General features: G+C 53.3%; 14 protein-coding genes. 7 read left to right on the top strand and 7 right to left on the bottom strand.

Annotated elements, in window-relative coordinates; genetic code table 11:
* Nucleotides 1-76: 76 nt before the first annotated feature.
* Complete coding sequence (locus EPA93_RS02385) at nucleotides 77-811, bottom strand: ABC transporter permease (protein WP_129885499.1); 735 nt, start codon at nucleotides 809-811, stop codon at nucleotides 77-79.
* Complete coding sequence (locus EPA93_RS02380) at nucleotides 808-1,674, bottom strand: ABC transporter ATP-binding protein (protein ID WP_207229420.1); 867 nt, start codon at nucleotides 1,672-1,674, stop codon at nucleotides 808-810. Before EPA93_RS02380 ends, EPA93_RS02385 begins: the two co-directional genes overlap by 4 nt.
* Nucleotides 1,675-1,791: 117 nt before the next feature.
* Between EPA93_RS02380 and EPA93_RS02375 the strand changes: the two genes are divergently transcribed.
* Nucleotides 1,792-2,544 carry a creatininase family protein gene (locus EPA93_RS02375; protein ID WP_129885497.1) on the top strand — a complete coding sequence of 251 codons (753 nt, stop codon included), beginning with the start codon at nucleotides 1,792-1,794 and terminating at the stop codon, nucleotides 2,542-2,544.
* A gap of 22 nt (nucleotides 2,545-2,566) precedes the next feature.
* Here the strand turns inward: EPA93_RS02375 and EPA93_RS49485 are convergent, their stop codons facing one another.
* The 4 genes from EPA93_RS49485 to EPA93_RS02360 form a co-directional block, all read right to left on the bottom strand.
* Nucleotides 2,567-2,929 (bottom strand): transposase, encoded by a 363-nt coding sequence (locus tag EPA93_RS49485; protein ID WP_242527307.1) that lies wholly within the window; start codon nucleotides 2,927-2,929, stop codon nucleotides 2,567-2,569.
* The gene (locus tag EPA93_RS02370; RefSeq protein ID WP_242527306.1) at nucleotides 2,916-4,325 is read right to left on the bottom strand and encodes an ISL3 family transposase; all 1,410 of its coding nucleotides are present in this window, start codon (nucleotides 4,323-4,325) and stop codon (nucleotides 2,916-2,918) included. The genes EPA93_RS49485 and EPA93_RS02370 overlap by 14 nt, the downstream gene beginning before the upstream one ends.
* A gap of 355 nt (nucleotides 4,326-4,680) precedes the next feature.
* Complete coding sequence (locus tag EPA93_RS02365) at nucleotides 4,681-5,331, bottom strand: LysE family translocator (protein WP_129885496.1); 651 nt, start codon at nucleotides 5,329-5,331, stop codon at nucleotides 4,681-4,683.
* Entirely contained in the window at nucleotides 5,331-6,887 is a 1,557-nt protein-coding gene (locus EPA93_RS02360; protein WP_129885495.1) for a carboxypeptidase M32, read from the bottom strand. The genes EPA93_RS02365 and EPA93_RS02360 overlap by 1 nt, the downstream gene beginning before the upstream one ends.
* A gap of 221 nt (nucleotides 6,888-7,108) precedes the next feature.
* Between EPA93_RS02360 and pdxR the strand changes: the two genes are divergently transcribed.
* The 6 genes from pdxR to EPA93_RS02330 all read left to right on the top strand — a co-directional run bounded on the left by pdxR (nucleotide 7,109) and on the right by EPA93_RS02330 (nucleotide 13,931).
* Nucleotides 7,109-8,602: a MocR-like pyridoxine biosynthesis transcription factor PdxR gene (gene pdxR, locus EPA93_RS02355; protein WP_129885494.1), complete on the top strand. Its 1,494-nt coding sequence runs from the start codon at nucleotides 7,109-7,111 to the stop codon at nucleotides 8,600-8,602.
* Between the two features lie 1,171 nt (nucleotides 8,603-9,773).
* On the top strand, nucleotides 9,774-11,039 hold the full coding sequence (locus EPA93_RS02350; RefSeq protein WP_165422818.1) for an MFS transporter: 1,266 nt from the start codon (nucleotides 9,774-9,776) through the stop codon (nucleotides 11,037-11,039).
* Nucleotides 11,040-11,047: 8 nt separating this feature from the next.
* Entirely contained in the window at nucleotides 11,048-11,701 is a 654-nt protein-coding gene (locus tag EPA93_RS02345) for a leucine-rich repeat domain-containing protein (RefSeq protein WP_129885492.1), read from the top strand.
* 97 nt (nucleotides 11,702-11,798) lie between these two features.
* Nucleotides 11,799-12,119 (top strand): hypothetical protein, encoded by a 321-nt coding sequence (locus tag EPA93_RS02340; RefSeq protein ID WP_242527305.1) that lies wholly within the window; start codon nucleotides 11,799-11,801, stop codon nucleotides 12,117-12,119.
* Nucleotides 12,120-12,473: 354 nt separating this feature from the next.
* Nucleotides 12,474-12,998, top strand: coding sequence for a zinc-ribbon domain containing protein (locus EPA93_RS02335; protein WP_165422817.1), 525 nt, complete (start codon nucleotides 12,474-12,476; stop codon nucleotides 12,996-12,998).
* 51 nt (nucleotides 12,999-13,049) lie between these two features.
* Nucleotides 13,050-13,931: a PfkB family carbohydrate kinase gene (locus EPA93_RS02330; protein WP_165422816.1), complete on the top strand. Its 882-nt coding sequence runs from the start codon at nucleotides 13,050-13,052 to the stop codon at nucleotides 13,929-13,931.
* Nucleotides 13,932-14,215: 284 nt separating this feature from the next.
* Here EPA93_RS02330 and EPA93_RS02325 read toward each other — a convergent pair whose 3' ends face one another.
* Nucleotides 14,216-15,448: an MFS transporter gene (locus EPA93_RS02325; RefSeq protein WP_129885489.1), complete on the bottom strand. Its 1,233-nt coding sequence runs from the start codon at nucleotides 15,446-15,448 to the stop codon at nucleotides 14,216-14,218.
* Between the last annotated feature and the right edge of the window lie 12 nt (nucleotides 15,449-15,460).

Here is a 15,460-nt window from a genome sequence, read left to right as displayed (position 1 = left end):
CTACAGGATATATGGGGGTCTTGAATGTGTGAGGCGAGCCTGATAGCTCAGCCCTGCTTTGAACTTACCGTCTCCATTAGCGATAGCGCTGCCCTTCATCGCGCCGATAGCCCCAGACGGCCAGCCCGCCAAACAAAAGCGTATAGAAGCACAGCCAGAGCCAGGGCACAATATGTTGAGTTCCTCCCAGAACGGTGTTCCAGATGATTTCACCGTACTCGCGCGTTGGCAAATAGGGCGAAATATTCGCGATAAACGGCGGCAAAGCCTGCGGAGGTATCCACAACCCGCCGGCGAAGGCAAGCAGAAAGTAGAGGATATTGCCCACCGGCAAGGCGGCCTTTGGCGAAAACCAGTAGCCGATAGAGATTCCAAGTAAGCAAAAGGGAATGCTGCCAAGCAGGGTATAAAGCAGGAATGGGCATACGATACCCGAATCTATTCTGGCTTTCGAGAACATGAGCGCACATATTACCACCAGGCCGCCGGCTACACCGGCAAACACGAGGGCCGTGAGAATGCGGGCACTGAAACGGGGGACGGGAGAAACTGGCAGCGTATGCAGGAATTTTTCCCAACTCGTCGAGCGGTCTTCGGCGATATTGACCCCAAACTGATTGACTGCGATGCCCAGGACTGCATAGATCGTAAAGGAGGCCATTTCTATGGTCGCAATCTCTGTTTCGCCGCCGGCTGGTAAGCCAAAGAGAGCGAAGAACAAGACAGGAAAGAGAAGCGTAAACACAACTACCATCGGGATGCGCAGTAATCCCAGAGTTTCCGCTTTGAAATATAAGAGCGTAAGCTTCATTTCGTCTCTCCTGTCATTTGTAAAAAGGCTTCCTCAAGCGTGGCCGGCAGAATCTCTAGCCCATGAAAATCTACATTGTGCTGCACAAGGCTGCGGACAAGCGCGTCTGCATCTTGCACATAGCCGGTATATCTGTCCTCAGCTCGCTCTAGAACTGCTAGATCGGCAAGCTCCGGCAGATGACTGGCCCTGAAGCGCACATGTTTAAGGCCAACCCGTCCCTTGATCTCCTCTACACTTCCTTCGTCGATAACCTGCCCCTTATTCATAATCAGTACGCGGGTCGCCAGCGCCTCTGCTTCCTCCAGGTAGTGCGTTGTCAAGACGACGGTGCCTCTACCTTGTAAATACTTGCGTACCTCTTGCCACAACCTCATGCGCACCTCCACGTCCAGGCCGACAGTTGGTTCGTCGAGAAAAACGATATCAGGCCCACCTGCAAAGGCCAGCGCCAGGGCTAATTTGCGCCTCTGCCCACCGCTGAGCCCTCCCGTCTGCCTGTGCATAATCTCGGAAAGATCGAAACGTGTCGCCAGTTCTTCGACTTTCAGAGGCTGTGGAAAGTGGCCATTGACGAGCTCAATGATCTCCTCAACGCGCAATGTCCAGGGAAAGTTTGTTTCTTGCGGTGTGACACCAACGCGCAGACGCGCCTGCGGCTGACGAGGATCGAGACCAAAGAGACGAATCTCGCCCCGATCAGGCTTGCGACCACCCAGCATCAGGCTCAGTGTGGTTGTTTTTCCCGATCCATTCGGCGCCAGCAGCGCCAGCAGCTCGCCAGGGTAGACCGCAAAGCTGATACCTTTAACCGCCTGCACCTTACCAAATTTAGGCTCTCCCGCGTAAATGGTGCTGCTCACTTGCTTTTGTAATAATGTAATGGAGAAAACGCTTTGCCAGCTTTCTGTACTTGACAGGGGAAAACTGATGAGATATTTTCTCATCAGAAACAAGGAGAAAGAGGTTAGAAAGAAAACATGTTCCTCAGAGAAGAGAAGAGCAGGCGCTTTGGTGATTTGACCTATCAAGAGATTCGCGCATGTGCTCAACAGGGCTGGTTAGCGATCATTCCGACTGGTTGTACTGAACAGCAAGGCCCTCACCTGTCAGTCGATTTTGACACCTGGTTTGCTGAAACGCTCATGGTTGCCGCTGCCGAAAAAGCGGCGCAAGATGCTGGAGTCCAGGCTGTTGTGTTACCGGCGATGCCCTTTGGACCCACGCCGGAACATCGCGCCTTTGGCAGTGGATTTATCGATGTCCCCGTCAGCTTGCATGACGCCCTGGTCGAAGCGACCTTGACCTCATTAGTGACACAGGGGTTTAAGAGAATGGTCATTTGGCGAGGTTGTGGCGGTCATGCTCTGGGCGGGGTCGTTGAACGCTTCAACCAGAGGTATCAGGGCCAGGCGCAAGCATTCTTACCATCGCATCCCTTTCATGCAATTTGGTGCCGAGTAGCTGATCCCGAAATCCCTGTCGGGCATGCGGATGGCTTTACGACGTCCATTTCGCTCTATCTCCGCCCGGCATCCGTCCGAAAAGACTGCATTATCAACCCTCGTTCCACAGAGGTTGACTGGAATGATCCCAACCTGGATTTTGCTCGCTATTCCTCTACCGGGGTGATCGGCGATCCGACGTGTGCGAGTGCTGAACTAGGAAAGAGATTGTGGGAAGCCGTGGTCGAAGAAGCCGCTCAGGTGCTGCAAGAGGCCGCTGCATCGTAGAGTAGGATTGGAAGAATCACAATTAGAGTGCATGGAGCACGCGTTGTCGAAGGAGCGCAAACCCAGCCCGACCAAACATCATCCGTTTGATGAGCTTAATCCGGGTAACCTGTCCTTCTGTTTGTCCGTTGCTATGGATGAGCGTTAATCCCGCCAGGACAGCCGCTTTGTCCCGTTGAAGGCCATTGGCGAAGCGTTGGAGTTCTGCAATACCGCTGGCTTCGACCTTGCTTATCCAGGAATCAAGCTGTGTTCCCTGACGAGTGCGCACCAGTCGAAAGAACTCCTGCACGAGTTGAGAGATCGTTTCTGCGGTGGCGCTGGCCTGACGCAGTCCCAGGAGTTCTTTCTGCTCACGTGCTTGCAGTTTCTCAAAGGGGCGCACGAACAGCCAGACGGCTTTCTTCGCGGAAAAGTGGTCCAGGATACCATGATCTGGAAGCTCTGCGAGCTTTTTCCCACGCGACTTCCTCCAGGTGACGTCGCAAGGCACGGTCAGAATGAGAATAGCCTTGGGCTTTGATCTCGCGCCAGATCTGTTGAATATTCTGAGCCCCATCGGTGAGCCGCCTGCGCACGTAGCCCTCATAGATATCAAACTGGCTGCGATGCCGGTGATGGTAGTTGGTTTCGACATAGCGTCCGTCCGTGATCCAGCGTTGCACCGTTCGTGCGCCCAAACCGACGCGTTTGGCAATGGCTTTGATGGTCATCCCCTGCCTGCGTAACTCCACCACCTGCTGATAGCGATCATACCGCTCGTGCTGGTGCGCTGAGTAGGGTTTGCCGTCAGCGGTCATCAAAGCTGGTGCCGATGGGGGAGGATCTTGCGGTGGTTTGTGTTGGGTTTTCAGGCTCTTTCGGATCTCTGCTCGGCACCGCGCCAATGCCTGTTCAACCGCTTCACTCAGGTTCTTACACAAGTGAAACCTGTCCGCAGTCTGAACCGCCTGGGGAGCGCCCTGACTGGCAGCCGTTGCGTAATCTTCACCCCGGTCACGACTGATTAGTTCCAGTTCTGGGTGGCTCTCCAGCCAGGCTTTGACGGTTTCGCCTTTCCGATCGGGGAGCAGGGCAATCACCTTGTGACGGTGGAGATCCACGAGTACTGTGCCGTAGGTGCGCCCCCGACGCAGCGCGAAGTCATCGACACCCAGATGGGTGATAGCGCCTACAGGAGGGAGCGGCAAGGCCATGATGCAGCGCAGAACGGTGGTGGGCGATGTCGCGATACCCAGCCGATCCGCCAGGCGTGCGCCTCCTTCACCGCAAGTGGCGAGACCGATGGACTCAATCGCCTCACGCAGTCGGGTGGTTTTGCGCGCCCAGGCTTCGATGAACGGGCCGAGCCGCTCGGCGAACACTTTGCGGGGGCAGGAGGTGGTGTCGCAGCGAAACTTGCGCACATGCAGAATGAGCTGAACGCGCCGACCGGCACAGGGCAGATCGGCGACCAGGCGAGTGTAGTAACTGCGCACATGCGTGGCATTCTCGGCGCACAAGGGGCAGGGACGCATGCCCGCTGTCGCCACCACATGCATGCGTAGCACGTTATCATCCATGAACACCTGCTCAAGCTCCAATCCAGCGGGCAGTGACAACAACGAAGCTATTTCCATCAGCACAAACTCCTCGTGGATGAGCAGGAAAACCGTTCTTTCTGAGAAGTATATCATCGATGATCTATGAGACGCAGCAAAGCAAGCTAGCAGCACCAGTTTCGCGGGAGAGCCTGATTTATGTACGTTCTGTAGAGTTACAAGAGGCTGCTTCGTAGACATGAGCTCCTCCTGGATAGACAGCGCCGGCCTGAGATACCTACTATATGGCCATTTTTGCCAATAAGAGCCCAGATATACGTAATGGCTTGTGGCGACTGGCTATCCCCATTTAAGCAGAAATTTGTTTCTACTCGTAAGGACGATGGCAAGCGCATTTTCTACAATGATCCTGTTTGCAAGCAAGAACATCGAGGTGCTGCCTGTTCATCCGGCATTGATTGGAGGTGTCTGAGGACCAGATTTTACGAAAGTTTGCCAGGCTCTTTCAAGACGTTTCAAGCCCTGGCCAACTGCACAAGCGGAAATGTGTTGCAGCTGTGACACAGGGCCTGTAGTGGGAGCACGTTGACCTGGGTTAGATCCGGCTGTTTCCCAGGCTGAGCAGGATTGTCAGGAACCCGAGCAGCACATAGATGCCACCCGCCACAATGGGGGTAAGTCTCTGCATGTGCCTGTTTCCTTTGACCCATTTGCCCGCTGTTCCTGCCAGCAGAGCATACAGGCAGTCACAGCAGAGGGCGAGAAGAAAGAATAAGGCGCCAAGAAAAAAGACCTGGCCGCTGATGTTTCCACTTGTTCGGTCGAGAAATTGCGGAAAGAAAGCGAAAAAGAAGAGCGCGGTTTTCGGATTCAACACATTCACCAGCATGCCTTGTAGGAAGACGCGCAAGAACGAGCTTTCGCTCAAGCGGATCTCTGTCTGTTCCTGCTTATGCATGAATATGGTATGGAGGCCAAGGAGCACCAGATAGATAGCGCCTCCATATTTCACAAGCGAGAAGGCCAGCGTTGATGAGAGCAACAAAGCTGAGATGCCCAGAGCCGCTACCATTATATGCACGAGCGTTGCGGTTTCCACGCCAAGCGCTGAGGTTAGCCCTGCACGTCTGCCCTGGGCAAGGCTGCGCGTGATGATATAAAGCATGTTGGGGCCAGGAATGAGGACGAGGCCGAGCCCGGCGGCCAGAAAAGCAAGGATGGTTGTTACTGTTGGGAGCGCATGCATTATTGTTCTTCTCCTGCCTCAAGCTGATAGAGCTTGCTGAATTTGTGGGTCAGGTACTCGGTGAGATAGCGTGGATTGGGAGCTTCACCGCTCACCTGCACCATCAGCTCTTCCGGTCCATAGATGGCGCCAAAGCGATACATGTGCTCCTGGAGCCATTCCAGGATAAACGCAGTTTCGCCGCTGGCCAGACGCGGTTCGATCTCAGGGATGGCAGTGCGCAGGGCGTGGAAGATCTGGGCAGCGTAGAGATTGCCAAGGGTGTACGTTGGGAAGTAGCCAAAGGTGCTGGTCCAGTGGATGTCCTGAAGCACTCCGTTAGCGTCGCTCTCTGGCTCAATGCCGAGATAGGTGCGGTATTTTTCGTTCCACAGGCGCGGCAACGACTCAACAGCTATATCTCCATTGATCATGCCTCGCTCCAGCTCATAGCGCACGAAAATGTGCAGATTGTAGCACACTTCATCGGCAACTGTGCGAATCGGCCCCGGCCTGACCTGATTCAGGGCGCGCACAAAATCGTTGACGGGGATCTCTCTAAAGGGCTGGGGAAAGACAGCTTGTAGGCTTTGATACTGGCCTTGCCAGAACGCATCACTACGCCCGATCGCGTTTTCCCACAGGCGCGATTGCGATTCGTCAATTCCGTGTGAGGGTTTGCTCGCCAGGGTGGTGCGGAGCAGCTCCCGCGCCATGCCTTGCGCGTACAGAGCATGTCCACCTTCATGCAACGTCGAAGTGACCAGAGAGAGCAGATCACTACTGCGCACGCTCAAACGTACATCGACGGGCGCGCTAAGACTAGTGGTCATGGGATGGGCCGAGTTGCCCAGCTGACCACGTGCATGGTCATAGTTGATGCTTGCAAGGAGGAGGCCGGCCAGTTGCTTAAGGCGCTCCTGAGGGTAATCTTGCTGAAACATGCTGCTCTCGCTCTGCTGTGATTTTGCCTGTATCTGCTCTAAAAGAGCCATGCAGGTTTGACGAATTGGAGCTACAAGCTTTTCAAATCTGTGCACGCTGCAGCCTGGCTCATAGAGATCCAGTAGCGCATCATAGCGCTCGCTTTGCCAGCCAAGATGGTCAGCTTTTTTGCGCTGGAGCGTGAGCATACGCTCTAAGTATGGAGCAAACTCGGCAAAGTTATTATGGGTTCGCGCATGCTTCCAGGCATTCTCGCAGATGATGCGAGTCTGCTCGATTTCCTTGATGAGCTGAACAGGTAGGCAGGTTGCTTGATGATGCAAGCGAACCGCTTGCCGAAGCAGGCCTTGCTCTGCTGCGCTAAAAGAAACAGTTGGGGCCAGCTTTTCTAAAGCGCCTAAGAGTTTTCCCAGGTGTGGCGAGGCTAATCGTTCATGAATGAGGGCCTGAAGCAAGGCCATTTGATGGGCACGAGCTTCTCTTGCTCCATCGGGTAGAGCGGATTGAGCGTCCCAATCTGCCAGCTCAAAGATTGCCTGGAGATCGACTACTTCCTGGAGCTGGTGAAGCAATTCGTTGATATGCGGCTGGCTTTTTGTGATGTGGATGGCTTTCTGTGCATTTTCTGGCATGAAAATTCCCCTTATGTATGCTTCGAATACCTGTAAGCGAGCCCAGGAATAGATCTTTCCGGGCGGGCCTCGAAGAAGAGGTCCCGATTGACGATCTATGCCTCTGACTTTGCCACGGCAAGACTTGATGCTGCTCAAAGTTTAGATGGCAAATGATCTCCCTACAAGCTCCATTTTGTGGTAAAGTGTGGATACCAATTTTATATGAAGGGGATGTTTCAATGCCAGGATCGCTTGTGGCTAGACTTCATATTGCCCTGGATGGGCGGGACTCTTTGCCACTTTTTCGTCAGCTCTATGCTGCTCTGCGCTCTGCTATCCTCGCCGGCCAGCTTGAGGGAGGGACGCGTTTGCCTCCGACGCGCAGACTGGCGGAAGAACTGGGTGTTTCGCGCAAGACAGTGGTGAATGCTTTTGAGCAACTCATCGCTGAAGGCTACCTGGAAGGGAAGATTGGCTCGGGCACCTATGTGGCAGACGTATTGCCAGAGGATGTGCTTCAAGTAGGCCGGGCAAGTAAAGTTATCCCAACAAGCTCTGCACAACCTGAGCTTTCGAAGTGGGGTGCCTCCCTGGCTCTTCGTGAGGATCGGCATTTCGCCGGACCGCGCATGCGAGCTTTCCAACTGGGTATACCAGCGCTTGCAGAGTTTCCCACCGATCTGTGGGCAAGGCTTGCAGCTCAAGCGTGGCGCACGGCAAGGCCCGAACTGCTGACGTATGGCGAAGCACAGGGCTACTGGCCCTTGCGCCAGGCCATCGCCAGTTATCTGAAGACGGTTCGCGGCATGAATTGTGAGCCCGCGCAAGTGCTGGTAATGACCGGTATGCGGCAAACGGTTGCCCTGGTAAGCAAGATCCTGCTTGATCCGGGTGCGCGGGTCTGCGTTGAAGATCCTGGTTATCCAGCAGTTCGCGATGCCCTTACCGATGCCGGAGCATCTCCAATCCCTGTTGCCGTAGATCAGCATGGCTTGCGGGTTGAAGAGCTAGAAAATCAGTCGCAAATTCGCCTTGTCTATGTAACTCCGTCGCATCAATATCCGCTGGGCGTGGCGATGAGCCTGGCCCGCCGCCTGGCTCTGCTTGACTGGGCCACACGAACCAGATCCTGGATTTTAGAGGATGATTATGATAGCGAGTATCGCTACGGTGAACGGCCACTGATCGCATTACAGGGATTGGATCGGAGCGGGCGCGTGCTCTATATGGGGACCTTTAGCAAGGTTCTTTTCCCGGCTCTTCGCCTCTCCTATCTGATAGTTCCCAAGGCCCTTGTAGAGGTATTTGCGCGGGGAAGGGAGGCTATCGAGCGCTCGCCGGCAGTAATGGAGCAGATAGTTCTAAGCGCATTTTTCAACGAAGGGCATTTTGGACGTCATATTCGACGCATGAAACAGATTTATGAAGAGCGCCAAGCCACCCTTATTGAGGCTGCGCGGCATAAGCTGGCTGGTGCGCTCTCGATTGAGCCTACGCCGACCGGATTACATGTCATGGGCTGGCTTCCTGAGGGTGTAGATGATCGGCAGGTGTGGCGCCTTGCCCAGGCACATGAGATTGACACAGTACCTCTTTCTGCCCATGCCCTTCTTCCACAGCCTTCGGGTGGCCTGCTGCTTGGGTATGCCAGCGTTGGCCCGCAAGAGATACGCGCAGGTATCGACAAGCTGGCGAGAGCGTTGGAGGCAGCCGGCTTGGGAAGGTTTGCTTGAATCCGGATAGAAGCTAAGACCTAAAAAACTGAGCATTGAGCTTCACGCTTTGATCAATCTCATCATCCCCTTTGCTGCCCGTGCCACGAGACAAGCCTGCGCAAACTGGAAAAGGCGGGAGAAAAGATAATAAGTACCTCTGAGCATACCTACCCAGAGGTGCGCAGGCTGTTTTACCCACGGGTTGCGCAACGAGGTGGTGCGCCGCATAAGCGGCAGAAAAGGAGTGTATCGGAAGATATCAGGGCTGTTGGAAAGCCTTGTGCACACCCAACTTATCCTTGCCACATGGCTGAAATTCCGAAAGGAAAAGGGGAGTGTAGCATGTTGGGGTCAAAGGCTACGTAAGAGCAAGTCATCAATGCTCTGGGTAGTCAGTGCAAAGCGTGTATGGGTAAACCTGAATTGGTTGAATTCTAGTTCCTCTGGCTTACTTGCGGACGCCAGCGAAAGATGACTGAAACGCTGGACCAGAAGATAGGGGAGTATCTCATCTCTGCCCCTCTATCCAACTCTTCTGGCAGACCTTCATTACGAAGGAAATAGGAACGAACGGAAGGCCTGGAGCACGTTGTATCTCGTTTCTGCTGAAAATGCGGGATCACCTAGACAGGGAGTGATCCCTGCATGGTGACGGAAGCTCAATATTACCCAACGTACGGCTGTAATGGCTTGTGCAGACCGTTGAAACGGTATCGACAAGAGGGATAAGCGGTGGTAACACACGTGAAACCAACTCTGTCTGGGGGGAAGTGAGCTAGCGGAGCCTGAAGAACACTGACGAGGAAAGTGGGATGTGCTGATGCTGTCCCGATAACTCAGCAGCAAGTATTCAGGCAAAGTGGAGAGCCGTATGCCGCTACAAACGGCATGTACTGGTTCGGAGAGGGGGGTACGGGCGACCCAGTCATGGGCGACCGGCCCCTACTCTACATGAAGAAAAGCTGGAAATCAGAACTTTTCTTGTTCCAGGCTTGACAGGTTCTCAAAAGTTGGGTACGATTGGGGTACATGAACTGATGGTAGCTAGGGTTCCGCTGATGTGTTTCAGGTCTGGACCGAGCGCTACAGAACGCTGCCTTGTGCAGCAGGCACCTCATGGAACAAAATGCCAGAGAGGAGAGGTTGATGCGTTTTGACGTGTCTTCTTCTTGTTGGCTGGAGGTGCCACTTGTTCAAACGCACGCTCACCCGCGAGCAAACACCTGTTCGCTTCAGTTTTGCTGCTCTGCGTTCCCGCCCTTTTACCCTCTTGTGGCTTGGTGGGATCGTTTCCTACATTGGCACGCAAATACAGCTCATAGGGACAGCCTGGTTGGTAATCCAATCGACTCATTCCGTGCTGTTACTGGGAGTATTGAGCCTGTGTTCTGCACTACCGATGATCATTTTGCCACCTTTTAGCGGAATGCTTGCGGAGCAGGTCAACCCCATCATCGTGCTCAAATGGGCAAGGGGAGTACAAATAACCCTGCCCCTCTTCATTGCCTTTCTGCTGGTGAGTGGCCATCTTCAGCTCTGGATGCTCTGTGTCCACGCTTCTCTCGTGGGAGTTGCCACTGCCTTTAGCCTCCCAACGAATCAAACGCTCTTGCCATCTCTCGTACCGCGAGAAGACGTGCAGAGCGCTACCGCTTTGCAGGCGACGATGTTTGCCAGTGCCTCACTCGTTGGTCCTGCCCTGGGTGGCTTGCTGCTACAACCGGTAGGCGTGGCTGGCCTCTTTCTTGCCGATGCGCTTTCCACCCTTGCGGTCTTCCTTCCCCTCTTCGGGCTGCACGGAATTTCGGCTCTTGAAAAAGAGAAGATGCAGCCTCTGATCTCTCAGATGATTGATGGACTACGCTCGATCCTCCAACATCGGCCACTGCCTACTCTGCTCTTGATGGCGATCTGTCTAAGCCTGCTGCAAGGCGGCTCTCAAGTCTTGTTGCCGATGTTTGCCCAGGCGCAGTTTCATGTCGGAGCTGATGGATATGGGTGGCTTCGTACTGCGTCTGGTGCGGGAGCAGTACTGAGTGGTCTCATGTTGGGAGCTGTGGGCAATATCCGCCGCAAAGCATCATTCATCGTTGGGGCTACCCTCCTGCAGGCAAGTGCACTCCTGTTCTTTGCGCACGTGTCTTTCTATGGACTCGCGCTTCTGTTGATCTGCCTGGCAGGGTTCTTGGGGACAGTTGCATCAGCACTCGTTCAAACGCAGCTCTACCTCTTCGCACCAGAATCGATACGGAGTCGAACCATGGCACTCTACGTCGTCGCGCTGGTTGGCTTCAATGCTATTGGGGGCATGATCGGTGGGAGTTTGGCAGAGGCGTCTTCCTGCTCTCAGGCCATGACGTGGATAGTAGGCGTTCTGGGGGCGGGAATGCTCCTCTTCAAACTCTCTCTCTCGCAAGGAGAGACGATGGGGAGAGCGAGATCAAGTGAAAGGTGAGGTGCCCTATGGGAGAGAAGTCACACGATCAGGAAACAATCACTGTGCTTGCTCACAAGCTTGGTCTGTCGAAAAGGGTGATGCGCTGTAAATATGACGAGCACTACCATCTCATCGAATTAAAGCTCAGCTCGTTCGAGCGCCCCGTCCTGCCAGCGGAGATCGGACGCCTCAATCATCTGCGCAGCCTGCATCTGCGATGCTCGAAGCTTCGTCAGGTGCCAGAAGAAATCGGCCAGTTGATCCACCTGGAACGGCTGCACCTGGACCAGAACCATCTGGCCGTGTTGCCGAGTTCCCTTTGGCAGTTACCCAACTTGCGGTATTTGCATCTGGACCATAACTTCCTCACCGATCTGCCGCCGGAAATTGGGCGGTTGCGCAACCTGCGAAGCCTGGAGCTTTCCGCCAATGGTCTCAGACATCTGCCGAGGGAACTGGGACAGTTACGCTCTTTGCGCAATCTGTTTCTGAGCCACAACAGGCTTACCACCTTGCCGGAGGAACTCGGGCAACTCTCATCTCTACTTATCCTTGCCGTCGATGGCAATCCTTTGACCCGATTGCCAGAGAGCATGAGACAGTTGCCCCGTTTGCAAACACTTACACGTGAAGATGGACTGGCTCCCGATGGGAAAGATCATCTGATGAAGCAAAGTTGAGAGGAGACAGATGACCAGCCTTATGGATCCCTTTGTGAACATTCAGACCTCTTCGCAATCAGTCGCCTCAACGCCTTCCTAGTTCGAGGAAGTCGTGTTGATCACGCATCTCAAGAACCAAGGAGTGCTCACCAAACTCAGTGAGCGTGTGCGTTTTGCCCGGCAACGGTTTGGGTGCTATGAGGTGATCGATTTTCTTGCGGTGCTGTTCGGCTACGCGATCAGTGGAGAGCGTACCCTGGAAGAGTTCTGCGAGAGCCTTCAGCCGTTCGCTGTTCCCTTCATGGCCTTGTTTGAACGTAATCGATTGCCCTCCCGTTCGGCGCTCTCGCGTTTTTTTGCAGCGTTGACCGAGGTTCCTGATGATATCCTTCCTTCTCAATTCCTGTTGTTCCAAACCCTCTCAATCAGGAGCTAGTCATTCGTTCTTCTTCACCCCTTTTGATGCGGCCATTTCCCACGGTTTTTTCTCAGACGAGACGTCTCGTTGCGCAATCCGTGGGTTTTACAGAGCTATAGCTGGCAATACCTTCTTTGGGGTAAAATGAGTAAGGAATTCCGGCGATTAGGGTAGATAGCTGGGAAGTCTGATGAGAGAAAGAAGGTCAGCGGGAGCTCTATGGGGAAAGTACAGCCACAGAAGAAAGGTATAGCTTCTCACGTCATTCTATGTCCGTGTTGCGGAAAGCGACGAAATATTCAAACCCAGACCCGCTTGCTCGCTGTTCAGCAGGTATTCTCAAATACCTGGATCTGCCAGGGAGATTGGGCTGTGAGCGCTGCCCGTACCGGACGCCTCCAATGGGCCTGTGAGGAATGTCTAAAAGCAGGTAGAGCAATTGAGGGCCAACCCTGGAACCAAACCTTTTGCGATTATGAGCCCTACCTGGCGTATTTTGATCGGACTGTTACCTGTCAGGATTGCCTGAATCCGTTCGTGTTTCAGGCCAGGGAGCAGCTTTACTGGTATGAGCGCTTAAAGTTTTATGTCCAGTCATTTCCTAAGCACTGCCTGTCATGTCGCAGAAAGCGTCGTGCAAAGCGGAGAGCCATGCAAGCGCTTCAGAAAGAGTCGTCGCAGCTCGATCCGCAAGATCCTTTTCAGCTCCTCCACATGGCATCGCTTTGCTTAGAAGCTGGCTATTTGTCGAAAGCTAGCGAGTATATAGCCAGAGCCAGGAATCGTGCGCGGGAGCGTGGGGAATTGGAGAAGCTTGCCGTACAGATAGACATACTACAACAGCAAATTCAAAGCGAAATTACATCTGACGTAGGTGGATATAACAGCCTCATATGAGTTTACCCATTTCGATAAAGCGAGAAATAGATTTTAAGGAAAATGTCTTTTATGCAAAATATTCCGGATTTTCTGGCCATTGGACATGTTACTCGTGATCTTCATGCTGATGGTTCATTCTCAGTAGGCGGCGCTGTGACCTTTGCTACTTGCTGTGCTAGCAGACTGGGTTTAAGCGCTGGCATGGTTACCAGTGCCGATCCAGAGATAGCGTTGCAGCTGCCAAACCTTCTTCCAGATGTAGCTCTTGCCGTTCGCCCTTCTCAGTCTACCACGACCTATGCCAACAGATACAGCAATGGTGTCCGTGAGCGCTTCTGCCTTGTTCAAAGTGAACCATTATCAATAGTGGATATTCCGCAACAGTGGTTCTCTGCTCCCATTGTTCTCTTTGGAGTCCAGGCTCAGGAAATTGGCGCAGATATTATACTGCGTTATCCTCGCCAACCCGCGACATTACTGGCGGCTATTCCGCAAGGTTGGCTCGGATCGCCTGATGCCACAGGATATGTTCAGCCGAGGTTGTGGCAGGAGATTGAACGTGTTCTTCCGGCTCTCGATGTGCTGATCGTAAGTCGGGAGGATTTGCTGCCTTTTTCACGAGATGCTCAAGAAGGAAGCGCAGGGCTTCTCAGTAGATGGAGCCAACTTGTACCTTGCCTCATCGCAACTGATGGCAGTCATGGGGCAACGCTATTTCAGCATGGAAGCAAGCAGCATTTCCCTGCCTACCTCACTCATGAAATTGATCCTACAGGGGCTGGCGACGTTTTTACTGCTGCCTTTTTGACTCATATACACCGCTATAGAAATCCTGAGCAGGCTATTGACTTCGCCAATTGCGCAGCATCCTTTGCTGTGGAGCAGCCAGGCCTTCAGGGAATCCCAACGCTTGCTATGGTCAAGCAGCGCTGGAACTCTTATAATCAGTAATCTGGCTTTGCTTCTACCTGGCCGCTGTGCGCTTTAGCGTCTGCCAAAGAGCGGTAGTAGATCACGAATTTTTGGATTTCTTATAGCCATAGTTGTACACGATGAGATAAAATTAGTAGCAAGGATTTTTCCTATAGCCAAGGTAGGTGGGAGAGTGGAGCAGCTTGTGCGATGAGTGAAGGAGAGGCGCAGACAGAGTAAGCCTTATTCCCTTAGTCGCCGCGTAGTGAGCAATGCACCTTATCATGCTGCTCACTTTCACGACAGAAAGCGGATCTCCTTTTTTATGAGGAGGTGCGCTTTTGTGGCGAAGCTGCTACAGTTCTCCAAACCAGGAGTATGCTCAGGATAGCCATTCCTGCGCCTACGCCAAAGGGAGAAGCATGGCCTGTATGTGCGTAGAGTGCACCGCCTGCTAAGGCACCAGCTACTTGTGCCAGCGCCTGAATCGACTGTCCACCTCCCTGAATAAGGCCTTGATCATGCTTACTGGCAGTCTCAGAAAGCAAGCTTCTGAGCGGTGGTTCTACAAGACCGCTGCCACCAGCCAGCAAAAGGATGGTCAGGATTAAGTGCAGAGGGGATGGAGCAAAGACAAACGAAGCAAAAAGCAAGTAGCCAAGGCCCACACTGCTTAAGCCAAGGATGAGTAAACGTTTCTCGCCTAGAGCAGTCAGGAGCAGTTTGATCAGTATTCCTTGAACAACAATGTCTATAACCCCGACTAATGGCATCAAGAAGCCAATTTGCTCGGGAGTCCAGCCTATACTATCTTTAATTACCACTACTTCCAGGGTACCAAAGATCGCAAAAGGGAACGCGTAGAGGAAAGTGCAGAGCAAGAGCTTGCGTGACTCGGCCAGGGAGAGCACGTTGCTCAAGGGGACTAGTGGGTTCAGCATCTGCAGACGCATTGGTCCTCGCGCAGCTCGCTCCTTGTCCAGGCTTTTGGGCAGAAGGAAGTATCCCCAGAGCAGAGCCAACAGGCTTATGCCTGCGGCAATGAAAAACGGAAGTTGATAGTTCAGCGAAGCCGTGAAGCCTCCTATGACAGGTCCAAGCAATATGCCGGCCCCGGTTCCTGCATTGAGCAGGCCAAAGTTGCTAGCACGTGTCTCCTTCTCACTCATATCCGCAATATAAGCAGAGAGAACGCTAAGATTTCCTCCCGTTAGCCCATTAATAATTCTGCTGAGTACAAATACCCAGATTGCACCCCCAAGGCCAAACAGCAGGTAGCCAAACGCGCTACCTAGTAAACAGAGCAATAAGATGGGACGACGCCCGAAATGATCGCTCAATATTCCTAGCGTAGGCGCAGCAATAAACTGGCAGAAAGCGTAAAGCGCCGAGAGGATACCAATGAGTAGGGCCACCTCATTGGTATCCTTTACCGTCTGCTGCAGAGCAAAGGGCAGAACAGGAACTGCAATGGTAAAGCCCATCGCATCTAGAAATGCCATCATGACCAGGAAAGCCAGCACTAGCTTATTGATTCCTACAGGCTGTTTCATCATTAGACCCTTTCT

Source organism: Ktedonosporobacter rubrisoli (genome assembly GCF_004208415.1).
In the GTDB taxonomy this organism is placed as follows: Bacteria; Chloroflexota; Ktedonobacteria; order Ktedonobacterales; family Ktedonobacteraceae; genus Ktedonosporobacter; species Ktedonosporobacter rubrisoli.
The sequence above is the reverse complement of the archived record's forward strand: the minus strand, read 5'-3'. Positions and strand labels throughout refer to the sequence as shown.